General features: G+C 69.2%; 15 protein-coding genes. 8 read left to right on the plus strand and 7 right to left on the minus strand.

What is annotated here, in order from left to right; translation table 11 throughout:
• Positions 1–2 precede the first annotated feature (2 nt).
• Positions 3–1,406, minus strand: a complete 1,404-nt coding sequence (gene gltX, locus RSA25_RS08035; protein ID WP_332808367.1) for a glutamate--tRNA ligase — start codon at positions 1,404–1,406, stop codon at positions 3–5.
• A gap of 219 nt (positions 1,407–1,625) precedes the next feature.
• Here gltX and RSA25_RS08040 point away from each other — a divergent pair, with 219 nt between their 5' ends.
• Both RSA25_RS08040 and RSA25_RS08045 read left to right on the plus strand, forming a co-directional pair.
• The gene (locus RSA25_RS08040) at positions 1,626–2,291 is read left to right on the plus strand and encodes a hypothetical protein (protein ID WP_332808368.1); all 666 of its coding nucleotides are present in this window, start codon (positions 1,626–1,628) and stop codon (positions 2,289–2,291) included.
• 522 nt (positions 2,292–2,813) lie between these two features.
• Positions 2,814–3,464 carry a hypothetical protein gene (locus RSA25_RS08045; protein ID WP_332808369.1) on the plus strand — a complete coding sequence of 217 codons (651 nt, stop codon included), beginning with the start codon at positions 2,814–2,816 and terminating at the stop codon, positions 3,462–3,464.
• 6 nt (positions 3,465–3,470) lie between these two features.
• Here RSA25_RS08045 and RSA25_RS08050 read toward each other — a convergent pair whose 3' ends face one another.
• The 5 genes from RSA25_RS08050 to creB all read right to left on the minus strand — a co-directional run bounded on the left by RSA25_RS08050 (position 3,471) and on the right by creB (position 9,188).
• The gene (locus tag RSA25_RS08050; RefSeq protein WP_332808382.1) at positions 3,471–5,072 is read right to left on the minus strand and encodes a M20/M25/M40 family metallo-hydrolase; all 1,602 of its coding nucleotides are present in this window, start codon (positions 5,070–5,072) and stop codon (positions 3,471–3,473) included.
• Between the two features lie 99 nt (positions 5,073–5,171).
• On the minus strand, positions 5,172–5,582 hold the full coding sequence (locus tag RSA25_RS08055; RefSeq protein WP_332808370.1) for a hypothetical protein: 411 nt from the start codon (positions 5,580–5,582) through the stop codon (positions 5,172–5,174).
• Positions 5,583–5,592: 10 nt separating this feature from the next.
• Positions 5,593–6,912 carry a cell envelope integrity protein CreD gene (gene creD, locus RSA25_RS08060; protein WP_332808371.1) on the minus strand — a complete coding sequence of 440 codons (1,320 nt, stop codon included), beginning with the start codon at positions 6,910–6,912 and terminating at the stop codon, positions 5,593–5,595.
• 122 nt (positions 6,913–7,034) lie between these two features.
• A complete protein-coding gene (creC, locus tag RSA25_RS08065) occupies positions 7,035–8,495 on the minus strand; it encodes a two-component system sensor histidine kinase CreC (protein WP_332808372.1) in 1,461 nt (486 codons plus the stop codon).
• 3 nt (positions 8,496–8,498) lie between these two features.
• Complete coding sequence (creB, locus tag RSA25_RS08070; protein WP_332808373.1) at positions 8,499–9,188, minus strand: two-component system response regulator CreB; 690 nt, start codon at positions 9,186–9,188, stop codon at positions 8,499–8,501.
• Between the two features lie 45 nt (positions 9,189–9,233).
• Between creB and rlmJ the strand changes: the two genes are divergently transcribed.
• The 6 genes from rlmJ (at position 9,234) to RSA25_RS08100 (ending at position 16,278) form a co-directional block, all read left to right on the plus strand.
• The gene (rlmJ, locus tag RSA25_RS08075; RefSeq protein WP_332808374.1) at positions 9,234–10,091 is read left to right on the plus strand and encodes a 23S rRNA (adenine(2030)-N(6))-methyltransferase RlmJ; all 858 of its coding nucleotides are present in this window, start codon (positions 9,234–9,236) and stop codon (positions 10,089–10,091) included.
• A gap of 95 nt (positions 10,092–10,186) precedes the next feature.
• Positions 10,187–10,732 carry a GNAT family N-acetyltransferase gene (locus RSA25_RS08080; RefSeq protein ID WP_332808375.1) on the plus strand — a complete coding sequence of 182 codons (546 nt, stop codon included), beginning with the start codon at positions 10,187–10,189 and terminating at the stop codon, positions 10,730–10,732.
• Positions 10,733–10,848: 116 nt separating this feature from the next.
• The gene (gene mfd / locus RSA25_RS08085; RefSeq protein ID WP_332808376.1) at positions 10,849–14,316 is read left to right on the plus strand and encodes a transcription-repair coupling factor; all 3,468 of its coding nucleotides are present in this window, start codon (positions 10,849–10,851) and stop codon (positions 14,314–14,316) included.
• Positions 14,317–14,396: 80 nt separating this feature from the next.
• Positions 14,397–14,918, plus strand: coding sequence for a hypothetical protein (locus RSA25_RS08090; RefSeq protein ID WP_332808377.1), 522 nt, complete (start codon positions 14,397–14,399; stop codon positions 14,916–14,918).
• A 52-nt stretch (positions 14,919–14,970) separates the two neighbouring features.
• A complete protein-coding gene (locus RSA25_RS08095; RefSeq protein ID WP_332808378.1) occupies positions 14,971–15,576 on the plus strand; it encodes an HD domain-containing phosphohydrolase in 606 nt (201 codons plus the stop codon).
• Positions 15,577–15,699: 123 nt separating this feature from the next.
• Positions 15,700–16,278, plus strand: coding sequence for a hypothetical protein (locus RSA25_RS08100; protein WP_332808379.1), 579 nt, complete (start codon positions 15,700–15,702; stop codon positions 16,276–16,278).
• A 69-nt stretch (positions 16,279–16,347) separates the two neighbouring features.
• On the opposite strand, the gene RSA25_RS08105 is transcribed toward RSA25_RS08100, so the two are convergent.
• The gene (locus tag RSA25_RS08105; RefSeq protein ID WP_332808380.1) at positions 16,348–18,444 is read right to left on the minus strand and encodes a M13-type metalloendopeptidase; all 2,097 of its coding nucleotides are present in this window, start codon (positions 18,442–18,444) and stop codon (positions 16,348–16,350) included.
• Positions 18,445–18,807: the final 363 nt, after the last annotated feature.

An 18,807-nucleotide genomic window follows, 5' to 3' on the forward strand; every position in this document is an offset into this window, starting at 1 on the left:
GGTCAGGCCGTCGGTACTTTAGTAAGTGCGACGTCGATGCGTTTCAAGGCCTCTTCACGCCCGGCCAGGAACACGGTCTGCGAAATGTCGGGGCTGACCTGGGTGCCGGTGATGGCCACGCGCAGCGGCTGGGCGACCTTGCCCATGCCGATCTCCAGCGCGGTGGCGGTGTCGTGCAGGGCGGTCGAAACGGTCTCGGCCGTCCACTCCGCCAGCCCGGCCAGCTGCTCGCGGGCCTTGCCCAGCGCCAGCTCGGCGCCCGGCTTGAAGTGCTTGGCCACGGCCGCCTCGTCGTAGTCGGTCAGCGGCTGGTACCAGACCACCGCCTTCTCGGCTATTTCCTTCAGCGTCTGCACGCGGTCGCGCAGGGCCACCACCACGTCGGCCGGGGCCGGGCCGGCGGCCAGGTCCAGGCCCAGCTTGTCCAGCTGGTAGACCAGGTGCGGGGCGATGCTGGCCGGCGTTTCGGTCTTCAGGAAGTGCTGGTTGACCCAGCCCAGCTTGGCCATGTCCAGCCGCGCCGCCTTGGAGTTGCAGTGGGTCACGTCGAACAGGTCGATCAGCTCCTGGCGGCTGAACAGCTCCTGGTCGCCATGCGACCAGCCCAACCGCGCCAGGTAGCTCAGCAGGGCATCGGGCAGGTAGCCGGCGTCCTTGTACTGCATCACATCGGCCGCGCCGGTGCGCTTGGACAGCTTGGCGCCGTGCTCGTCCAGGATCATCGGCATGTGGCCGAACCTCGGCACGGGCGCGCCGATGCCTTCGTACAGGTTGATCTGGCGCGGGGTGTTGTTGATGTGGTCATCGCCACGGATCACTTCGCTGATGCGCATGTCCCAGTCGTCCACCACCACCGCGAAGTTGTAGGTGGGGAAGCCGTCCGGGCGGAAGATCACCATGTCGTCCAGCTCGCTGTTGGCGATCTCGATGCGGCCCTTGATCAGGTCCTCGAACACCACCGTGCCCTCCAGCGGGTTCTTGAAGCGGATCACCCGGTTCGGATCGTCCTTGTACGGCAGGCCCAGCTCGCGCGCGGCGCCGTTGTAGCGCGGTTTTTCCTGGCGGGCCATGGCCGCTTCGCGCATGGCGTCCAGCTCGTCCTTGGTCTCGTAGGCGTAATAGGCCTTGCCGTCGGCCACCAGCTGCTCGGCCACTTCCTGGTAGCGGGCCACGCGCTGGGTCTGGTAGATCGGGCCTTCGTCATAGCCCAGGCCCAGCCAGTCCATCGCCTCCAGGATGGCGTCGATCGCGCCCTGGGTGCTGCGCTCGCGGTCGGTGTCCTCGATGCGCAGCACGAACTCGCCGCCACGGTGACGGGCTTCCAGCCAGCAATACAGCGCAGTGCGGGCACCGCCGATGTGCAGGTAACCGGTGGGACTGGGGGCGAAGCGGGTGCGGCAGGTCATGGAGGGCTCGGGACAGGAAGCTGGATTTCCGACGATTTTACCCCGGCCCGGGCCTGACCTGCCGAGAACGGCCGCATCCCTTGGCGGCGACCGGCACGGATGACGGTCAGCGCTCACCCCCCAAGGGCCTTCCTGGCGAGCCGCCGTGATGGCGGCCCGTATTTGAACGCAGTCTGATGGACCCGGGACAGCGAATTCTCGACGCTGGAGGTCCACCCGATGGAGCATCCGGATGCGCCCTCCGATCATGCAGGCCTCGTGAAAAGACACTACGTCTGGATCACGCTGGGCATGAGTGCAGCATTGCTGGCGCTGTTTCACGACGCCGAGCCATCCGCTCGCAGTGCAACGAAGCCGCTGGCCGAACGACATGCCTTTGCTGCCGCGCCCCCAGCGCCAGCGGGCATCGTTGCAGGCGCAACCGCGACGGCTCCCGCTTCCCTCCAGGCAGGGTCGGCGGCCGCCCTCGAATCGAGGCTGGTGCTGGACAACGCGCTTGACGCGCAAGCGGTAGACGACCTGCTTGCCAATCCAGCGCTGTTCGACCGCGCGCTTTCGCGGCTTGCCTTCGAAAGCGCGACCCGTCTGGGCCTGTCTCAAACACGCCAACGGTACGTGTCCCATCTTGAGCGCGCGCTTGGCGCGTCCATGGCCGGTCTGGACGCGCTGCAGCTGCAATGCGCGCCGACACTGTGCCTGGCAGTGATCCCTGATCGCGCAGCCGCGCCGCTGGAGGCAGCCGCACTGATGGAAGACGCCGACGCCACCTACTTCCATGCCGCCAGCATCTCCGTTCCCGGGCAAGATCGCTGGGGAAACCCGGTCCGGCGCGCCGTCCTGTCGACGACGCCGACGATCGCCGAGCTGATCGTACAGGCGGAGTAGGCCCGCGCACCCACGCGGCAACGCGGCTTCTGCGGCCCGCCGGCCGGGGGCCGCTCACCGACCGCCCCCACCAAATCAGAAAATCCCTACTGTTCGGGCGAGCGCGCAGATGGTTTCATGCGGCACCGTTCTTCACACGATCTCGACCATGCGCCCACCGCGCTCGTTGTGCCCGTCCCTGCCGCCCCCCCGCCCGCTCCCGCCTCGCCTGGCGGTGACAGTGCATGGTCATGCCGCCAGCGCGCCGCCTACCGCTGCCGCGCCGGCCGATCCGGTGGTCGCGCGCCCGGCCAGGCCGCGGACCCGTCCGGGCCTGGCGCGGGCTCGTTCCGGGCCGCCACCCGGCGCACCGGCGGCAAATGGTGCGTCGGATGCGACACGAGCGCATCGGCTGTGGTCTGCACTGGCGTCCACGCTGCCGCGCGCCTCCGCGCCGGCGCCCTGAGCCGCCGCCCCTTCTCCCACCGACGGCCGATCACGGCCACCTGTCACGAGCCAACGTCAATGCCCAAGGAGTTCCCCTTGTTGCACACCCGTACCCGTCTTGCCGCGCTCACTGCCCTGGTGCTGCTGGCTGGCTGCCGCGACCTGGCACCCGATGCGGACGCGACCGCCGTGCCCGATACCGCGGTCGCCCCGCCCGGCGAATGGCGCACCGACGATGCCGGCGGCCCACCCGCCCCGGCCGCGGCATCCACACCGGCCGCTCCCGTGCCGGGGGCGGCCTCCCGCACCGCCCTGCCCGACAGCGCCCTGGTGGCGGCGGGAAGCGTCAACACGGCCTCGATCAGCGCCCTGCTGGACGATCCGGCGCAATGGGATGCCCAGGTGGCCAGTTGGCAGTCGCGGTTCGCCACCGACGCCACCACCCAGCACCGCCGCCAGGAACACCTGGACGCGCTGAAGCAGCGCCTGCAGCAGGGCAGCCCCAGCGCGCAGCTGCAGGGCCTGGATTGCTCGCCGCAGCTGTGCCTGGTCGCCGTGACCGTGCTGCCCGGCGAAGTGGCCGCGCTGGAGGCGGTGCTGGCCACGCCCGGCACCGGGCAGCCGCCGATCTACACCTCGACGGCGCTGCGCAAGGTTGGCAGCGCCAGCGCCGAGGGTGCGGCGCTGTACCGGGCGGTGATCGGCGTGGATCCTGCCGTGCGCGCCGTGTCCGGGCAGGTCCGCTGACCGCCGTCAGGGCGCCAGCAGCGGCTTGCGCGGCATCTTCTCCTCGCGCATCGCCGCGTTGTAGGCGAAGGCGGCGACGATGGCCGCGGCCTGCTTGAGGTCTTCCGGCTCGGCGTGGTCCCAGGTGTCCAGGTTGCTGTGGTGCACGTTGGTGAAGTAGTCCAGCCGGTCCTGGATGAACTGGAAACCCGGCAGGCCGACCCGATCGAACGCGATGTGGTCGGTACTGCCGGTGTTGCGGGTGGCCACGGTGCGGGCGCCCACGTCATGGAACGGGGCCAGCCAGGCCTCGAAGATCGGCACGGCGGCCAGGTTTTCCTGCGCGTAGATGCCACGGAAGCGGCCTGAGCCGTTGTCCATGTTGAAGTACACCGAGAGCTTGTCGTAATCGCGCCGGCGCTGCAGGGCGCCGGTGGGCTCGCGCATCGAGGCCGGCAACGCCTGCTGCGCCGGGTCGGCCGGTTCGGGATAGCGCGCGAAGTGCCTGCCCACGTAAGCCTGCGAGCCGACCAGGCCCTGCTCCTCACCGCTCCAGAGCGCCACGCGGATGGTCCGCCGGGGCTTGGCACCGACCGCCTTGAGGATGCGCATGGCCTCCATCATCACCGCCACGCCGGCCGCGTTGTCGGCAGCGCCGGTGCCGGTATGCCAGGAATCCAGGTGCGCGCCCAGCATCACGATCTCATCGGCCTTGCTGCTGCCGCGGATCTCCGCCAGCGTGTTGTAGCCGGGCTGGTCCTGCGTATCGGTGAACCGTGCGTCCACGTTGACGCGCAGCTTCACCGCCTGCTTCTGCTCGACCGCGCGTACCAGCGGGTTGTAGTGCTCGGCCATCATCGCCAGTTCGGGCACGCCGACCGGTTCGCCGGCCTTGCGCGAACCACCGCCGCCGACACGGATGATGCCGTTGTCCCAGCCGCTGATGCTGATCGTGGCCAGCACGCCCTGCTCGGCAAAGAAGGCATTGGTGGCGCGGGTCAGCGCCTGCTTCTCCAGGTACTCGGTTGCCTTCCTGCGGCGCTCGGCCTGCGCATCGGCCACCTCGCCTGGCACGGCGAACACCTGCAGTTCGGCCAGACCGGCCTCGTCGTGGCGGTGCGAATCGGACTGGGTGGCGCGCGCGTAGTCACGGGCATCGTTGAGCAGCAGGATCCTGCCGGCCAGCTTGCCCTTGTACTGTTCCAGGTCGGCAAGCTTCTTGATATCGACCTTCATCACCTCGCCCTCGACCGTGCCGGGGGTGCCCGGCGTCCAGGCCTTGGGCAGCGCATACAGCGGCGCCACGCGCGGGGCGATCATCTCCACGTTGGCGTTGCTGAACACCCAGCCGCGCCCGAAGGCATCGAAGGCGTCGTCGTGGACGTTGACCAGGCCCCACTCGGTGAACTTGCCGCGGCTCCAGCGGTTGGCTTCGGCCATCGCGGGCGAGTTGGTCAGGCGCGGCCCGATCCGTTCGGTGAGGTGGCTGAAGGTGGCCATCACCTGCGAGCGGTGGAAGGCCTCCTGGCGGATGCGACCGACCATGTCCAGGTCCACCGTCTCGCGCTGCTGCGCCGCTGCATTGCCACCCATCGCCAGCGCTATCGCCAGCACGCCCCACTTCAGCACGTTCCACCCCGGCCCTTCGGCTTGGTTGATCAAGCCTGCCAGTCTAGCCAGCCGCGGCGCGCTGCCCCCGTCCCATCGGTCATGCGGGCAGGCCGCCGCTCACCCGTTCCAGCCCAGCCACAACTGCGCCTGCGCCGGCAGCAACAGCAACCAGTGCCGGCGGTCCACGCTGGTGCAGCCGAACACCGCCGCGTGCGCCGGCCAATCCGCCGGCAGGCCGGTGATGCCGATCTCGCTCAAGGCCGCGCTGCCGGCCTTCCATGCCCGGTAGCGCGGCACCCGGCCGCCCAGCGCGCCGCGTCCCTGCCGCGCCCCGGACAACCACGCCAGCCCCTGCTGCCGCACGCCTTCGCAGGTGCGCTCGGCCAGCCGGAAGCGGACCAGGCCGGGGGCGATGCGCGCCCCCGGCAGGGCCGCCAGCACGCTGCTGGCCTGCAGCAGCGCGTCCACTTCCAGCAGCGCCGGAATCCCCTGCCCTGCCCGTTGCCGCAACCCTTGGCGCCAGCCCATGTGCCGCTCCTTACTTGAGGTTGGCGCCGACTTCGTACCAGTCGATCCGGCGGGTGATCCACATCGCGGTGGCCAGCACGCCGAACAGCAGCAACGAGCCCATCAGCAACGCGTTGTTCTCCGAGATCAGCAGGCCGTACAGCGCGCCATAGAGCACGGTGAGCATGCCGGCAAAGCCCAACCCGCGCGCCCAGCTCTTCAGCACCCCCGACAGGTACACCGCCTGCACCCCGATGCACGCCACCGCCGAGGCCACGTAGGCCAGCCAGAACGGGATGTGCTCGGACAGGCTGAGCAGCAGCAGGAAGAAGATCGCCAGCGCCAGGCCCACCATCAGGTACTGCAGCGGATGGATGCGCAGGCGCTTGATCAGCTCGAACAGGATGAAGCCGACGAAGGTGAGCAGGATGAAGAGGATGCCGTACTTGCTGGCGCGGTCGGCCTGGGTGTAGATGTCCACCGGGTTGACCAGCTCCACGCTGACCGTTTCCGGCTCGACGTCCTTGCTCTCACGCAGCTGGCGCTGTGCCTGGGAGGCCAGCGACGACACCGCCCACTGCGCCTCGAAGCCCTGCTCGCCCACCTTGCGTTCGTTGGGCAGGAAGCTGCCGCCGAAGGACGGATGCGGCCACGGCGACTGGATCGCGATGCGGCTGTCATCGCCCACCGGCACCACCGCCAGCGAGCGGGTGCCATCGAGCACCAGCGACAGGTCCACCGCGCTGCCCTTGAGCACGCCGCCGGCGCTGTCGTCGAAGCCGCGCAGCGGCACGTGCAGGCCCTTGCCCATGCCGGTCACCTCGCCGATGCCCGGCTGCAGGGTCAGCGCCTGGCCATCCACGTCCAGCTTGGGCGAGCCGACCAGACCGCGCACGTCGGCGATGCCCACGGCCAGGTAGGGCGTGCCATACACGCGACCGGCCTTGACCGGGTAGTCGTCATCGCCGAAGTCGGCGCGGATGCGGGCGGTCCAGCTGTACACCGGCACGCGGAACAGGCCGATGCGGCGCTCGTCGGGCAGCATGCGGCCGTCCACCTGCAGCCGCGCGGGCATCTGCAGCCAGTAGCCCTGCTCGGTCTGCACGCCCTTGGTCTTGTTGCCGGCGGCGTCGACCACTTCCACGTCGCGCGTTTCCGTCCACGGCACCACGCGCACCGGGCCGGTCAGGGTCTGCGCGCCGGCGCGGCTCTGCGACACGCGCAGGTAGGCCTCGTCGCGGTACGCCTGGCGCTCGCTGATCACCCCCTTGATCATCATCAACGGGATCAGCAGCAACAGGATCAGCCCGCCCACAATGGCGAACCGCAACAGCATCTTCAGGGATTTCATGGCCCGTCCTCGGTTGGGAGGGGGCCAGCATGGGGGGCGGCGGTGTGCGGGGTTTGTGCTGAAGTTGAAGTGGGTGTGAAGTGCGTGCGCCAGCGCGCAGCGCCGCGCCGATCAGCGCCCGATCAGCGCCGGATCGGCGCGGCCGGGTCGCGCCAGGGCAGCCACAGCGAGGCGATGGCACCGCCGCCCTCGCGGTTGCGCAGTTGGGCGCGCCCGCCATGCAGGCGCGCCACTTCCTGCACGAACGACAGGCCCAGCCCCGAGCTGCGCAGACCGGTGGACGGGCGCGCCAGCGAGTAGAAGCGCTCGAATACCCGCTCCACCGCGTAGTCGGGCACGCCGCTGCCGCGGTCGGCCACGCGCAGCACCACACCTTCGCCGTCGCGCGCCGCGCCGAGCTGCACGGCGGTGTCGGCGGCGGAGAAGGCCAGCGCATTCTCCAGCAGGTTGTTCACGGCCTGGCGCAGCAGGTAGGCATCGCCCTGGATGACCAACCCGTCGGGCACCGCGACATCGACCTGCACCGCGGCGGCCTGCGCGCGCACGGCCACCGCGTCGGCGGCCTGGCGCAGCAGCTCGCCCAGGTCGATCGGCGCGCGCGTCTGCAGCCAGCCGTGCTGTTCCACTTCGGCCAGCGCAAGCAGCTTGTCGATGGTCTCGGTGAGCCGCTGTTCCTGGCCCTGGATGCTGCGCGCGAAGTGCACGCGGTCGGCATCGGGCAGCGGTTCCTGCAGCAGCTCGGCCGCGCCGCGGATGGCCGCCAGCGGGCTTTTCATTTCGTGGGTCAGCGACTGCACGTACTGCTCCACGTACGCCTTGCCTTCCAGCTTGCGCCGCATCGTCTCCAACGCCTGGCCGAGGTCGCCGATCTCGTCGCGGCGCGGTCGCGGCGGCGGCACCGGTTCGCCGGCGCTGACCGCCTTGGCGTAGCGGTTGAGGCGGTTGACCCCGTGCATCAGCCAGGCCGTCATCAACAGGCCGATCAGCGCCGACAGCCCGATCAACCAGGCGCCACGCTTGATGATGGCCCGCTGGCTGGCGGCGATGAACGGATCGATGCTGCGGTTGGGCTGGGCCAGGCTGAGCACCCCGATCAGGCGCCTGGCATCGGCCGGGTCGTGGATCGGGGCGGCCACGTGCATCACCGAGTGGATGTCATCGCCGGGGAATTCCGGGCTGGAGCGGGCGCCGTACTCGCCGCGCAGGGTGCGGTAGACATCGTTCCAGCGTGAGTTGTCGCGGCCGATGTCCTGGCCGGTGGAGTCATAGACCACGATGCCCCTGGCATCGGTGATGGTGACCCGGTAGTCCAGCGTGCGCTTGGGAAAACGCCACACCATCGCCTTGGGGTCGCGGCGCTGCGCCCGCGCCAGGTTGGCCACGAAGGTGCCGTTGCCGATCCGGCCGGCCTTGAGGTCGGCGGCGGCCATCTCGGCCAGCACGTTGGCCGCGTCCACCAGCGTGGATTCCATCGCCTGGCGCACGCCGGGCTTGACCTCGTTGACGAAGATGCGCATCACGAAGAACGCGGCGATGCCCACGATCAGGAAGAAGCCCAGGAACAGCTTCAGGCCAAGCCGCATCGGTCAGGCCTCCAGTGCGTACCCGAGCCCGCGATGGGTGCGGATCGGGTCGGGATCGGCACCGGCTGCGCGCAGTTTGGCGCGCAGCGTCTTGACGTGGGTGTCCACGGTGCGGTCGGCGCTGTCGGCATCGGTGTCCCAGCCACGGTCCATCAGCTGGGCCCGGCTCAGGATCGCGCCGGGGCGCTGCAGCAAGGCGGCCATCAACGCGTACTCGTAGCGGGTCAGCTCCAGCGGCTGCTCGGCGAAGCGGATGCGGCGCCCGTCGCGGTCGATCGCAAACCGCCCGTGCTGCTGCCACCCACCCTGCTCGGCCGGGGCCTGGCTGCGGCGCAGGCGTGCGCGCACCCGGGCGACCAGCTCGCGCGGCGAGAACGGCTTGGCCATGTAGTCGTCCGCGCCCAGCTCCAGGCCCAGCACGCGGTCGAACTCGTCGTTGCGTGCGGTCAGGAAGATCACCGGCACCTCGCTGAAGGTGCGCAGGCGGCGACAGACCTCGAAGCCGCTCATGTCCGGCAGGCCGACGTCCAGCACCACCAGGTCGACCGGCTGCTGGCGCAGGGTGGCCAGGGCGTCACCGCCGAGCAGGCAATGCTGGGCGCCATAGCCTTCGCTGCGCAGGGCATACAGGACGGTATCGGCGATGGCGGTTTCGTCTTCGACGACCAGGACGGTGTGCAGGGGGCGGTTCATGCGCGCAGCATAGCCGCTGGGCCCGCCGCCCCGTACACTGCGCCGATGAATTACCGCCACGCCTTCCATGCCGGCAACCATGCCGATGTGCTCAAGCACATCGTGCAGCTTGCCCTGCTCGACACCTTCAAGCGCAAGGACAGCCCGTTCTTCGTGCTGGACACCCACGGTGGCGCCGGCCGCTACCTGCTGGCCAGCGAGGAAAGCCGCAAGACCCTGGAGGCCGAGGACGGGGTGATGCGGCTGATGGCCCAGCCGTCGCTGCCGGCGGTGGTCGAGCGCTATCTGAAGGCGGTCCAGGCCGACAATCCGGTCGGGGCGATGATCAGCTACCCCGGCTCGCCGCTGCTGACCGCCCAGACCCTGCGCGAGCAGGACCGCATGGCCGTGTGCGAGGTGCAGGACGCCGAGGCGGCCGCGTTGAAGGCCCTGTTCGCCCATGACAACCGGGTGGCGGTCTACCACGCCGACGGCTACGCGCAGAACAAGGCGCTGCTGCCGCCCAAGGCCAACGGCGCCAAGATCGGCCGCGGGCTGGTCCTGATCGATCCCCCCTACGAGGGCCAGGATGCGGAGTACCAGGCCATCCTGGCCTCGGTCACCGAGATCCTCGGGCGCTGGCCGCAGGCCACCTTCGCGATCTGGTTCCCGATCAAGCAGCGCCGCACCATCCTGCACTTCCTGCGCAAGGCCTGCGCCCTGCCGGTCAAGTCGGTGCTGACCGCCGAGCTGCTGGTGCGCCCGGACGATTCACCGCTGCGGCTCAACGGCAGCGGCATGCTGCTGCTCAACCCGCCGTGGCAGTTCGACCAGGTGCTGGCCCCGGCCATGCCCGCCCTCAAGCAGTTCCTGGGCGAAGCCGGCGCCAGTACCCGCCTGCAGTGGCTCAAACAGGCCGAATGAATGCGCGGTCGCGTGCCTGAACGGTGTGAGCGTTCCGTTCACGGAACCGCCCCCCGGGGATGCGAGAATCCGAAGACCACCTAGGAATCACCGGTATGGCTACCCGTAACCGCATGCCGCCCTGGCACGAGATTTTCAAGGCACCCAGTGGCCACGAGCTGCTGATCCGCCCGATCCGCCCCGAAGACGGGGCACCGCTGCACGCCGCCTTCAGCCTGTTCGGGCCGGAGGAGATCCGCGATCGTTTCCTGCAGTCGGTCACCGAGCTGTCGCCGGAAACCACCCAGCGCCTGACCCACCCCAACCCCAAGAGCGAGATCACCCTGGTCGCGGCCGAGTCGCTGCCGGCCGGTGAAGCCGTGGTGGGCGCGGTGGCGCGGGCCTCGATCATCCAGGGCACCCGCGAGGCCGAGTACGCGATCCTGGTCAGCCGTTTCCTGGTGGGCCAGGGCCTGGGCCGGCAGTTGATGCGCAAGCTGGTCAAGTGGGCGCGCGGCAAGTACCTGGACCGCCTGTATGGCGATGTGGCTGAAGAAAACGAGCCGATGAAGCAGCTGGCCGCCTCGCTGGGCTTCCAGCCGGTGCCGCACCCGCAAGGGACGCCGGGGCTGGTGCGCATGGTGCTTGAGCTCGACAGCTGAGGGGTTGCCGGCCAGCGGCCGGCACCACCGTCGATTGATGGGCGGGTACGTGGTGGCGGGCGACGCAGCGGGCACGACGCGGTCGTGACCGCCCCGTCTGCTAAAATCGCCGGTTCATGTCTCGCACCTCCTCTCCCGTTCCGCCGCTGCCGCGTTCCGGCCAGCTCCGCGCCTGGTGGCGCGCTCCCGCTTCGGCCACTGCGCTGGCGTGGTATGTCGCGCGTGCCGCCGAGGTGCATGACGGGCCGCTGCTGGTCGTCGCGCGCGACAACCACGGCGCCAACCAGATCGAGGCGGACCTGCGCACCCTGCTGGGCAGTGCCTCGGACCTGCCCGTGGTGGCGTTCCCCGACTGGGAAACCCTGCCCTACGATGCCTTCAGCCCGCACCCGGACATCATTTCCCAGCGTCTGGCCGCGCTGCACCAGCTGCCCACGCTCAGCCGCGGCATCGTGGTGGTGCCGGTGCAGACCCTGCTGCAGCAGCTGGCCCCGCTCAAGTACATCATCGGCGGCAGCTTCGACCTGAAAGTGGGCCAGCGCCTGGACCTGGACGCGGAAAAGCGCCGTCTGGAAGCGGCCGCCTACCGCAACGTGCCGCAGGTGATGGACCCGGGCGATTTCGCCGTGCGCGGCGGCCTGCTCGACGTGTTCCCGATGGGCGCCCAGGCGCCGTTGCGGATCGAGCTGCTGGACGAGGACATCGACTCGATCCGCGCCTTCGACCCCGAGAGCCAGCGCTCGCTGGACAAGGTGGACGCGGTGCGCATGCTGCCCGGCCGCGAGGTGCCGCTGGACGAGCTGGCCGTGTCGCGGGTGCTGGCCACCCTGCGCGAACGGTTCGACGTGGATACCCGGCGCAGCGCGCTGTACCAGGACCTCAAGTCCGGGTTGGCGCCGGCCGGCGTGGAGTACTACCTGCCGCTGTTCTTCGACCAGACCGCCACCCTGTTCGATTACCTGCAGCCCAATGTGCTGCCGGTCATCGGCGCCGGCGTGGGCGAGGCCGCGGCCGCGTTCTGGGCACAGACCGCCAACCGCTACGAGCAGCGCCGCCATGACGTGGAGCGCCCGCTGCTGGCCCCGCAGGAGCTGTACCTGAGCCCGGAAGGGCTCAATGCGCGGCTCAACACGTTGCCGCGCGTGGACATCTGGAACGCCGACCACGCGCGCATCGACGAGGCCCAGCCGCTGGGCGACCAGCCGTTGCCGCCGCTGCCGGTGGCCGCGCGCGATGCGCCGGCCGGCGAAGCCTTGAAGTCCTTCGTCGGGCACTACCCGGGCCGGGTGCTGATCGCCGCCGATTCGCCCGGCCGCCGCGAGGCGCTGCTGGAAGTGCTGCAGGCCGCCGAGCTGAAGCCGCCGGTGGTGGCCGACCTGCCCGCGTTCCTGGCCGATGCGGGCACCCGCTTTGCGATCACCGTGGCGCCGCTGGAAGACGGCTTTGCGCTGGAAAACCCGCAGATCGCGGTGCTCACCGAGCGCCAGCTGTTCCCCGAACGGGCCGGCACCACCCGCCGCAGCCGCCGCGTCGGCCGCGAGCCGGAAGCCATCATCCGCGACCTGGGCGAGCTCACCGAAGGCGCGCCGATCGTCCATGAAGACCACGGCGTGGGCCGCTACCGCGGCTTGATCGTGCTCGACGCCGGCGGCATGCCCGGCGAGTTCCTGGAGATCGAATACGCCAAGGGCGACCGGCTGTATGTGCCGGTGGCCCAGCTGCACCTGATCAGCCGGTACTCCGGCGCATCGGCCGAGACCGCGCCGCTGCATTCGCTCGGGGGCGAACAGTGGACCAAGGCCAAGCGCAAGGCGGCCGAGAAGGTCCGTGACGTGGCCGCCGAACTGCTGGAAATCCAGGCCCGCCGGCGCGCGCGTGCGGGGCTGGCGCTGCACGTGGACCGTGCGATGTACGAGCCGTTCGCGGCCGGCTTCCCGTTCGAGGAAACCCCCGACCAGCTCGCCGCGATCGATGCCACCCTGCGCGACCTGGCCAGCAGCCAGCCGATGGACCGCGTGGTCTGCGGCGACGTCGGCTTCGGCAAGACCGAAGTGGCCGTGCGTGCGGCCTTCGCCGCGGCCAGCGCCGGCAAGCAGGTGGCGGTGCTGGTGCCGACCACGCTGCTGGCCGAGCAGCACTACCGCAATTTCCGCGACCGCTTCGCCGACTGGCCGCTGCGCGTGGAAGTGCTGTCGCGCTTCAAGACCACCAAGGAAATCAAGGCCGAGCTGGAGAAGGTGGCCGCCGGCACCATCGATGTGATCATTGGCACCCATCGCCTGCTGCAGCCGGACGTGAAGTTCAAGGACCTGGGCCTGGTGGTGGTGGACGAGGAGCAGCGCTTCGGCGTGCGCCAGAAGGAAGCGTTGAAGGCGATGCGCGCCAACGTGCACCTGCTGACCCTCACCGCCACGCCGATCCCGCGCACGTTGAACATGGCCATGGCCGGCCTGCGCGACCTGTCGATCATCGCCACCCCGCCGCCGAACCGGCTGGCGGTGCAGACCTTCATCACCGCCTGGGACAACGCGCTGCTGCGCGAGGCTTTCCAGCGCGAGCTGTCGCGTGGCGGCCAGCTGTATTTCCTGCACAACGACGTGGAAAGCATCGGCCGGATGCAGCGCGACCTGGCCGAGCTGGTGCCCGAGGCGCGCATCGGCATCGCCCACGGGCAGATGCCCGAGCGCGAGCTGGAGCGGGTGATGCTGGACTTCCAGAAGCAGCGCTACAACGTGCTGCTGTCCACCACGATCATCGAATCGGGCATCGACATCCCCAACGCCAACACCATCATCATCAACCGCGCCGACCGCTTCGGCCTGGCCCAGCTGCACCAGCTGCGCGGCCGCGTGGGCCGTTCGCACCACCGCGCCTATGCCTACCTGGTGGTGCCGGACAAGCGCGCGATGACGCCCGACGCGGAGAAACGGCTGGATGCGATCGCCTCGATGGACGAACTGGGCGCCGGCTTCACCCTGGCCACCCATGACCTGGAGATCCGCGGCGCCGGCGAACTGCTCGGCGAAGACCAGAGCGGGCAGATGGCCGAGGTGGGCTTCAGCCTGTACACCGAGCTGCTCGAACGCGCGGTGCGCAGCATCCGGCTGGGCAAGCTGCCCGACCTGGACAGCGGCGAGGAAGTGCGCGGCGCCGAAGTGGAGCTGCACGTGCCGGCGTTGATCCCCGACGATTACCTGCCCGACGTGCACACCCGCCTGACCCTCTACAAGCGCATCAGCAGCGCGCGCGACACCGACGAACTGCGCGAGCTGCAGGTGGAGATGATCGATCGCTTCGGGCTGCTGCCCGACCCGGCCAAGCATCTGTTCGCGATCGCCGAGCTGAAGCTGCAGGCCAACACGCTGGGTGTGCGCAAGCTGGAACTGGGCGAGAATGGCGGCCGCATCGTGTTCGAGGCCAAGCCGGCCATCGACCCGATGGCGGTGATCCAGATGATCCAGAAACAACCCAAGCTGTACAGCATGGACGGGCCGGACAAGCTGCGCATCAAGCACCCGCTGCCGTTGCCCGAAGACCGCTTCAGCGCGGCCAGGGCATTGCTGCTGACCCTGGCCCCGCGCTGACCTTCGCTTACCCCACGACCCTCCGCTTCTGCGGGCCGGAGGGTTTTGTCTGTTCTCTGCCCGCGACAAGGAGAGTTGCTTTGAAACGATTCCGTACCCTGCTGCTGGCTGCCAGCCTCGGCCTGTTGAGCGCCTGCGGTGGCGGTGGCAGTGGCATGAGCGCCAGCGAATACCTCACCGAGAACGTCGCCTTCTGGAACGGCGCGGCCAGCACCGTGCAGCAGTGGACCCTGGGCAACCAGAGCGAGCAGCTGCAGAAGGCATTGGCCACCGGCGAGGGCCTGGACACGCTCAAGCCCGGCCTGGAGCGCGCCCGCACCGAGATGCAGCAGTACCTGACCCGTATCGACCAGATGCCGCCGGACGAGGACGCCAAGGACGTGCACCAGAAGCTGCGCGCCTACGTGCAGAGCGCCGAGGAAATGTTCGGCATCCTGGTGGAGATGGCCTCGCTGCCGGCCGACAAGACCAAGGAACAGGTGATGCCGCTGGCAGAGAAGCTGCAGACCGTCGGCAACCGGATCGACACCGAGATGCAGGCGCTGGACGCGGCGCAGGACGCCTACGCCAAGAAGCACGGCATCCAGCTGCAGCGGCATTGATTGCACGGTGTCCGGTCGCTTCGGCGACCGGGCGCCGGGCCCCTGTTCTCCCGTGACCGATCCTTACCTGTCCCCCGCTTCTCCTGCATTGGCCTGCTCCATCGACGCGCTGTCGGTGTCGCTGCAGCTGCGCGATGCCTACACCGGCCACCACTGCGACCGCGTCGGCCTGCTGGCCCGTTCGCTGGCACGCCAGTGCAGCCTCGGCGCTGCCCAGTGCGACCAGATCGCGCTGGCCGCCTGCTTCCACGACGTCGGCAAGATCGGCATTCCCGACGGCGTGCTGCTCAACCCCGGCCGCCACGATGACGCCGAGCAGGCGATCATGCGCCAGCATCCCGAACACGGCGAACGCATCTTCCTGGCCACCGGGCGCCCCGACGCGGCCGACGTCGCCGGCCTGATCCGCGCCCATCACGAAGCCTTCGACGGCAGCGGCTATCCCGATGGCCTGCGCGGCGAGCACATCCCGCTGGGCGCGCGCATCCTCACCCTCGTCGACGCGTGGGATGCGATGACCAGCGACCGGCCTTACCGCGACGCGATGGATCACGGGCAGGTGATGCGCATCCTGGACGACGCATCCGACGGGTTGGTCGATCCTTATCTGCTGGGTGCCTTCCAGGCGCTGTTGAAGCGCGTGCCCGCGCTGGCCTGAGCGGGCGGTGGGTCGCGCCGCCGGGCAACGCTCGGCGCTACGGGAAAGGGAAAGCAAATGGCTTGCAAAATGCCCTGGCGACGCGCGACGCTGTCGCCCCGCTTCCACCCAAGGACGAACCGCATGCGCAATCTTTCCCGCCTGACCACGCCGCTGGGCCTTCTGCTGCTGGCGCTGCCCGTGCTGGCCCAGGCCCAGGTGACCCACCACGAAACGGCGGGCAACCTGAAACCCACCCGTGAACTGCCCTGCCTGGCCATCAAGGCGATCACGCCCGACGATTCGCCTGCCGACCAGATGGCCGCGCTGCCCCGTTGCCTGGCGGCTGGGCGCGACCGTGACGCGGCCGATCTGTTCACCCTGGCCGGGGTGTTCGCGCACTTTGACAAGCAGCGCGTCGCCGATACCACCGCGCACGACGCCTACAACGCGCTCAAGGCCGGCGTGGCCGACAGCGTGGACGAGGCGCAGCTGACGCGTTTCAACGCGGCGCTGGCCCAGCGCATGGCCGACCCGAAGGGCTATCAGTCCGAGCTGTGCGCGCTGACCCGGACGATGCCGCCGCCGAGCTACGCCCCCACCTACATGCTGAGTCACGGCATGGCCGCCTTCACCGGCAAGGGCGGTGGCCTGGTGCCCGGCTTCGATGCGGCGGCGGCGTGGAAAAACACGCGGCTGACCTATCTCAAGTGCGCCGGTTGAGGCGCGCCCCGGCAAACAAAAAACCCGGCTTTCGCCGGGTTTTTCGTGCCACTCACGCCATGGCGATGATCACCAGATCACGACGCGCTTGTCGTCGGCGCGCACCATCGCATCGCCGGCCTTGCACTCGAATGCCGCGGCATAGGCCGGCATGTTCGACGGCGCACCGTTGGCCCGGAAGTTGGCCGGGGCATGCGGATCGGTGTTCAGGCGCACGCGCAGCTCGCCCTCGTTGAAGTTGCGGCGCCACACGGTGGCCCAGTTCATGAAGAAGCGCTGGTCCTGGCTGTGGCCATCCACGGCCACGTTGGCCTTGGGGTCTTCCTTCAACGCCATCTGCAACGCGTCGTAGGCCACGGTCAGGCCGCCGAGGTCACCGATGTTCTCGCCCAGGGTCAGCTTGCCCTTGACGTTCACGCCCGGCAGCGATTCATAGCCGTCGAACTGCGCCACCAGCTGGTCGGTGCGGCCGGTGAACGCCTTGCGGTCGGCGTCGGTCCACCAGTTGTCGAAGTTGCCGTTGGCCGCGAACTGGCTGCCCGAGTCATCGTAGCCGTGCATCATTTCGTGGCCGATCACCGCGCCGATGCCGCCGTAGTTCAACGCCGGATCGGCCTTGGCGTCGAAGAACGGCGCCTGCAGGATGGCGGCCGGGAACACGATCTCGTTCTTGGTGGCGTTGTAATAGGCGTTGACCGTCTGCGGGGTCATGCCCCACTCGGTCTTGTCCACCGGCTTGCCGATCTTGTTCAACATGTAGCGGTAGTTGAAGGCGCGCGCAGCCTGCATGTTGCCCAGGTAGCTGTCGCCGTTGGTCTCAAAGCCCGACCAGTCGCGCCACTTGTCCGGGTAGCCGATCTTCGGGGTGAAGCTGGCCCACTTCTCCAGCGCCTTCCTGCGGGTGTCCTCGCTCATCCACTCCAGCTTCTCCAGGCGCGCCTTCAGCGCCACCGAGAGGTTCTCCACCAGGTGCTGCATCTGCACCTTCGATTCGGCCGGGAACACCGCCTCGACGTACATCTGGCCCAGGCCTTCGCCGATGGCGCCGTTGACCGACTCCAGCACCCGCTTCCAGCGCGGCTGCATTTCCTTCTGGCCGCGCAGGGTGGTGCTGTAGAAATCGAAGTTGGCCTTCTCGAAGGCGCTGCTCAGGTACGGCGAGGCGTCATCGAGGGTGTGGAAGCGCAGGTAGGCCTGCCAGGTCGTCGCCGGCACGTCGGCCAGCATGGCGTTCACTTCGCCGAAGAAGGCCGGCTGGGCCAGCGAGAACTTCTGCGCGGCCGGCACCTTGAGGGTGTCAAACAGCGCGGTCCAGCTGAAGTTGGGGGTGAGCTTGTCCGCATCGGCGGCGCTGACCGGGTTGTAGCGCTTGGCCGGATCGCGCATGTCGATGCGCGACATCGACGCCTTGGCCAGGCGGGTTTCAAACGCCATCACGTCCTTGGCCTGGGCCTTGGCCTGCTCGGCGTCCACGCCGGAGAGGGTCAGCACCTGGGCGATGTAGGCCACGTAGGCGTCGCGGATCCTGGCCTGCGCCTCGTCGACGTAATAGCCCTTCTCCGGCAGGCCCAGGCCGCCCTGGCCCACATAGGCGATGACGTTGGCCGAATCCTTGTAGTCGGCGTTGGCAGACAGCGAGAACAGCACGCCCTGGCCCTGCGCCTGGCTGTCGCGCAGGTACTGGGTGATGGCGGCGGTGTCGTTCAGGGCGGCGATCTTGTCCAGCTGCGGCTGCAGCGGGGTGATGCCGGCGGCTTCGATCTTCGCTTCGTCCGAGCCGGTCTTCCAGATGTCACCGATCTTGGCTTCCACCGAGCCGGCCTTGGCCTGGCTGGCGGCCGCCTGCTGGACCAGCGCGTGCTGCACTTCCAGCGAGCGCTCGCGCAGGATCTCGAAGCTGCCCCAGGTGGTCTGGTCGTTGGGCACCGGGTTGGCGGTGAGCCACTTGCTGTTGACGAAGCCGTTGAGGTCGGTACAGGCGGCGATCGACGGGTCCAGGTCGGCGCTGTTGAGCGAGATCAGCGGCGTCTTGATCTGCGACATGTCAAACGCGGGCTTGGCGGCCTCGGCCGTGGCGGCGGGCGCGGTATCGGTCTTGCCGCAGGACGCCAGCGAGGCGGCGATGGCGACGGTCAGGCCCAGCGGGACCAGCTTGGAAAACTTCATTCGACTCTCCGGCTACGGATGGATGCATCGCCCGCAGGACGGGCAATCGGCCAGCGTAGCGCGGCGGCCGCGATCAAGGACCGGCCAAAGGTCACCCCATGGCCCCGGCACCTCACGGGTAACGCCGCCGCATGGGTGGCTGCGCGGCATGTGGCATTACCAACAAACAACCGGGCAAACCGACGGTAGAGCCACCCCATGGATGGCTGCGCGGTATCCGGCACCGCGGGCAGCCACCCATGGGGTGGCTCTACCCCGGTGATGGGTGCGTCGGCGGAGGCGCGTCGCGCGGCATGTGGCACCACCAGCAAACAACCGGGCAAACCGACGGTAGAGCCACCCCATGGATGGCTGCGCGGTATC

The organism is Stenotrophomonas sp. (assembly GCF_036662295.1).
Classification (GTDB): Bacteria; Pseudomonadota; Gammaproteobacteria; order Xanthomonadales; family Xanthomonadaceae; genus Stenotrophomonas.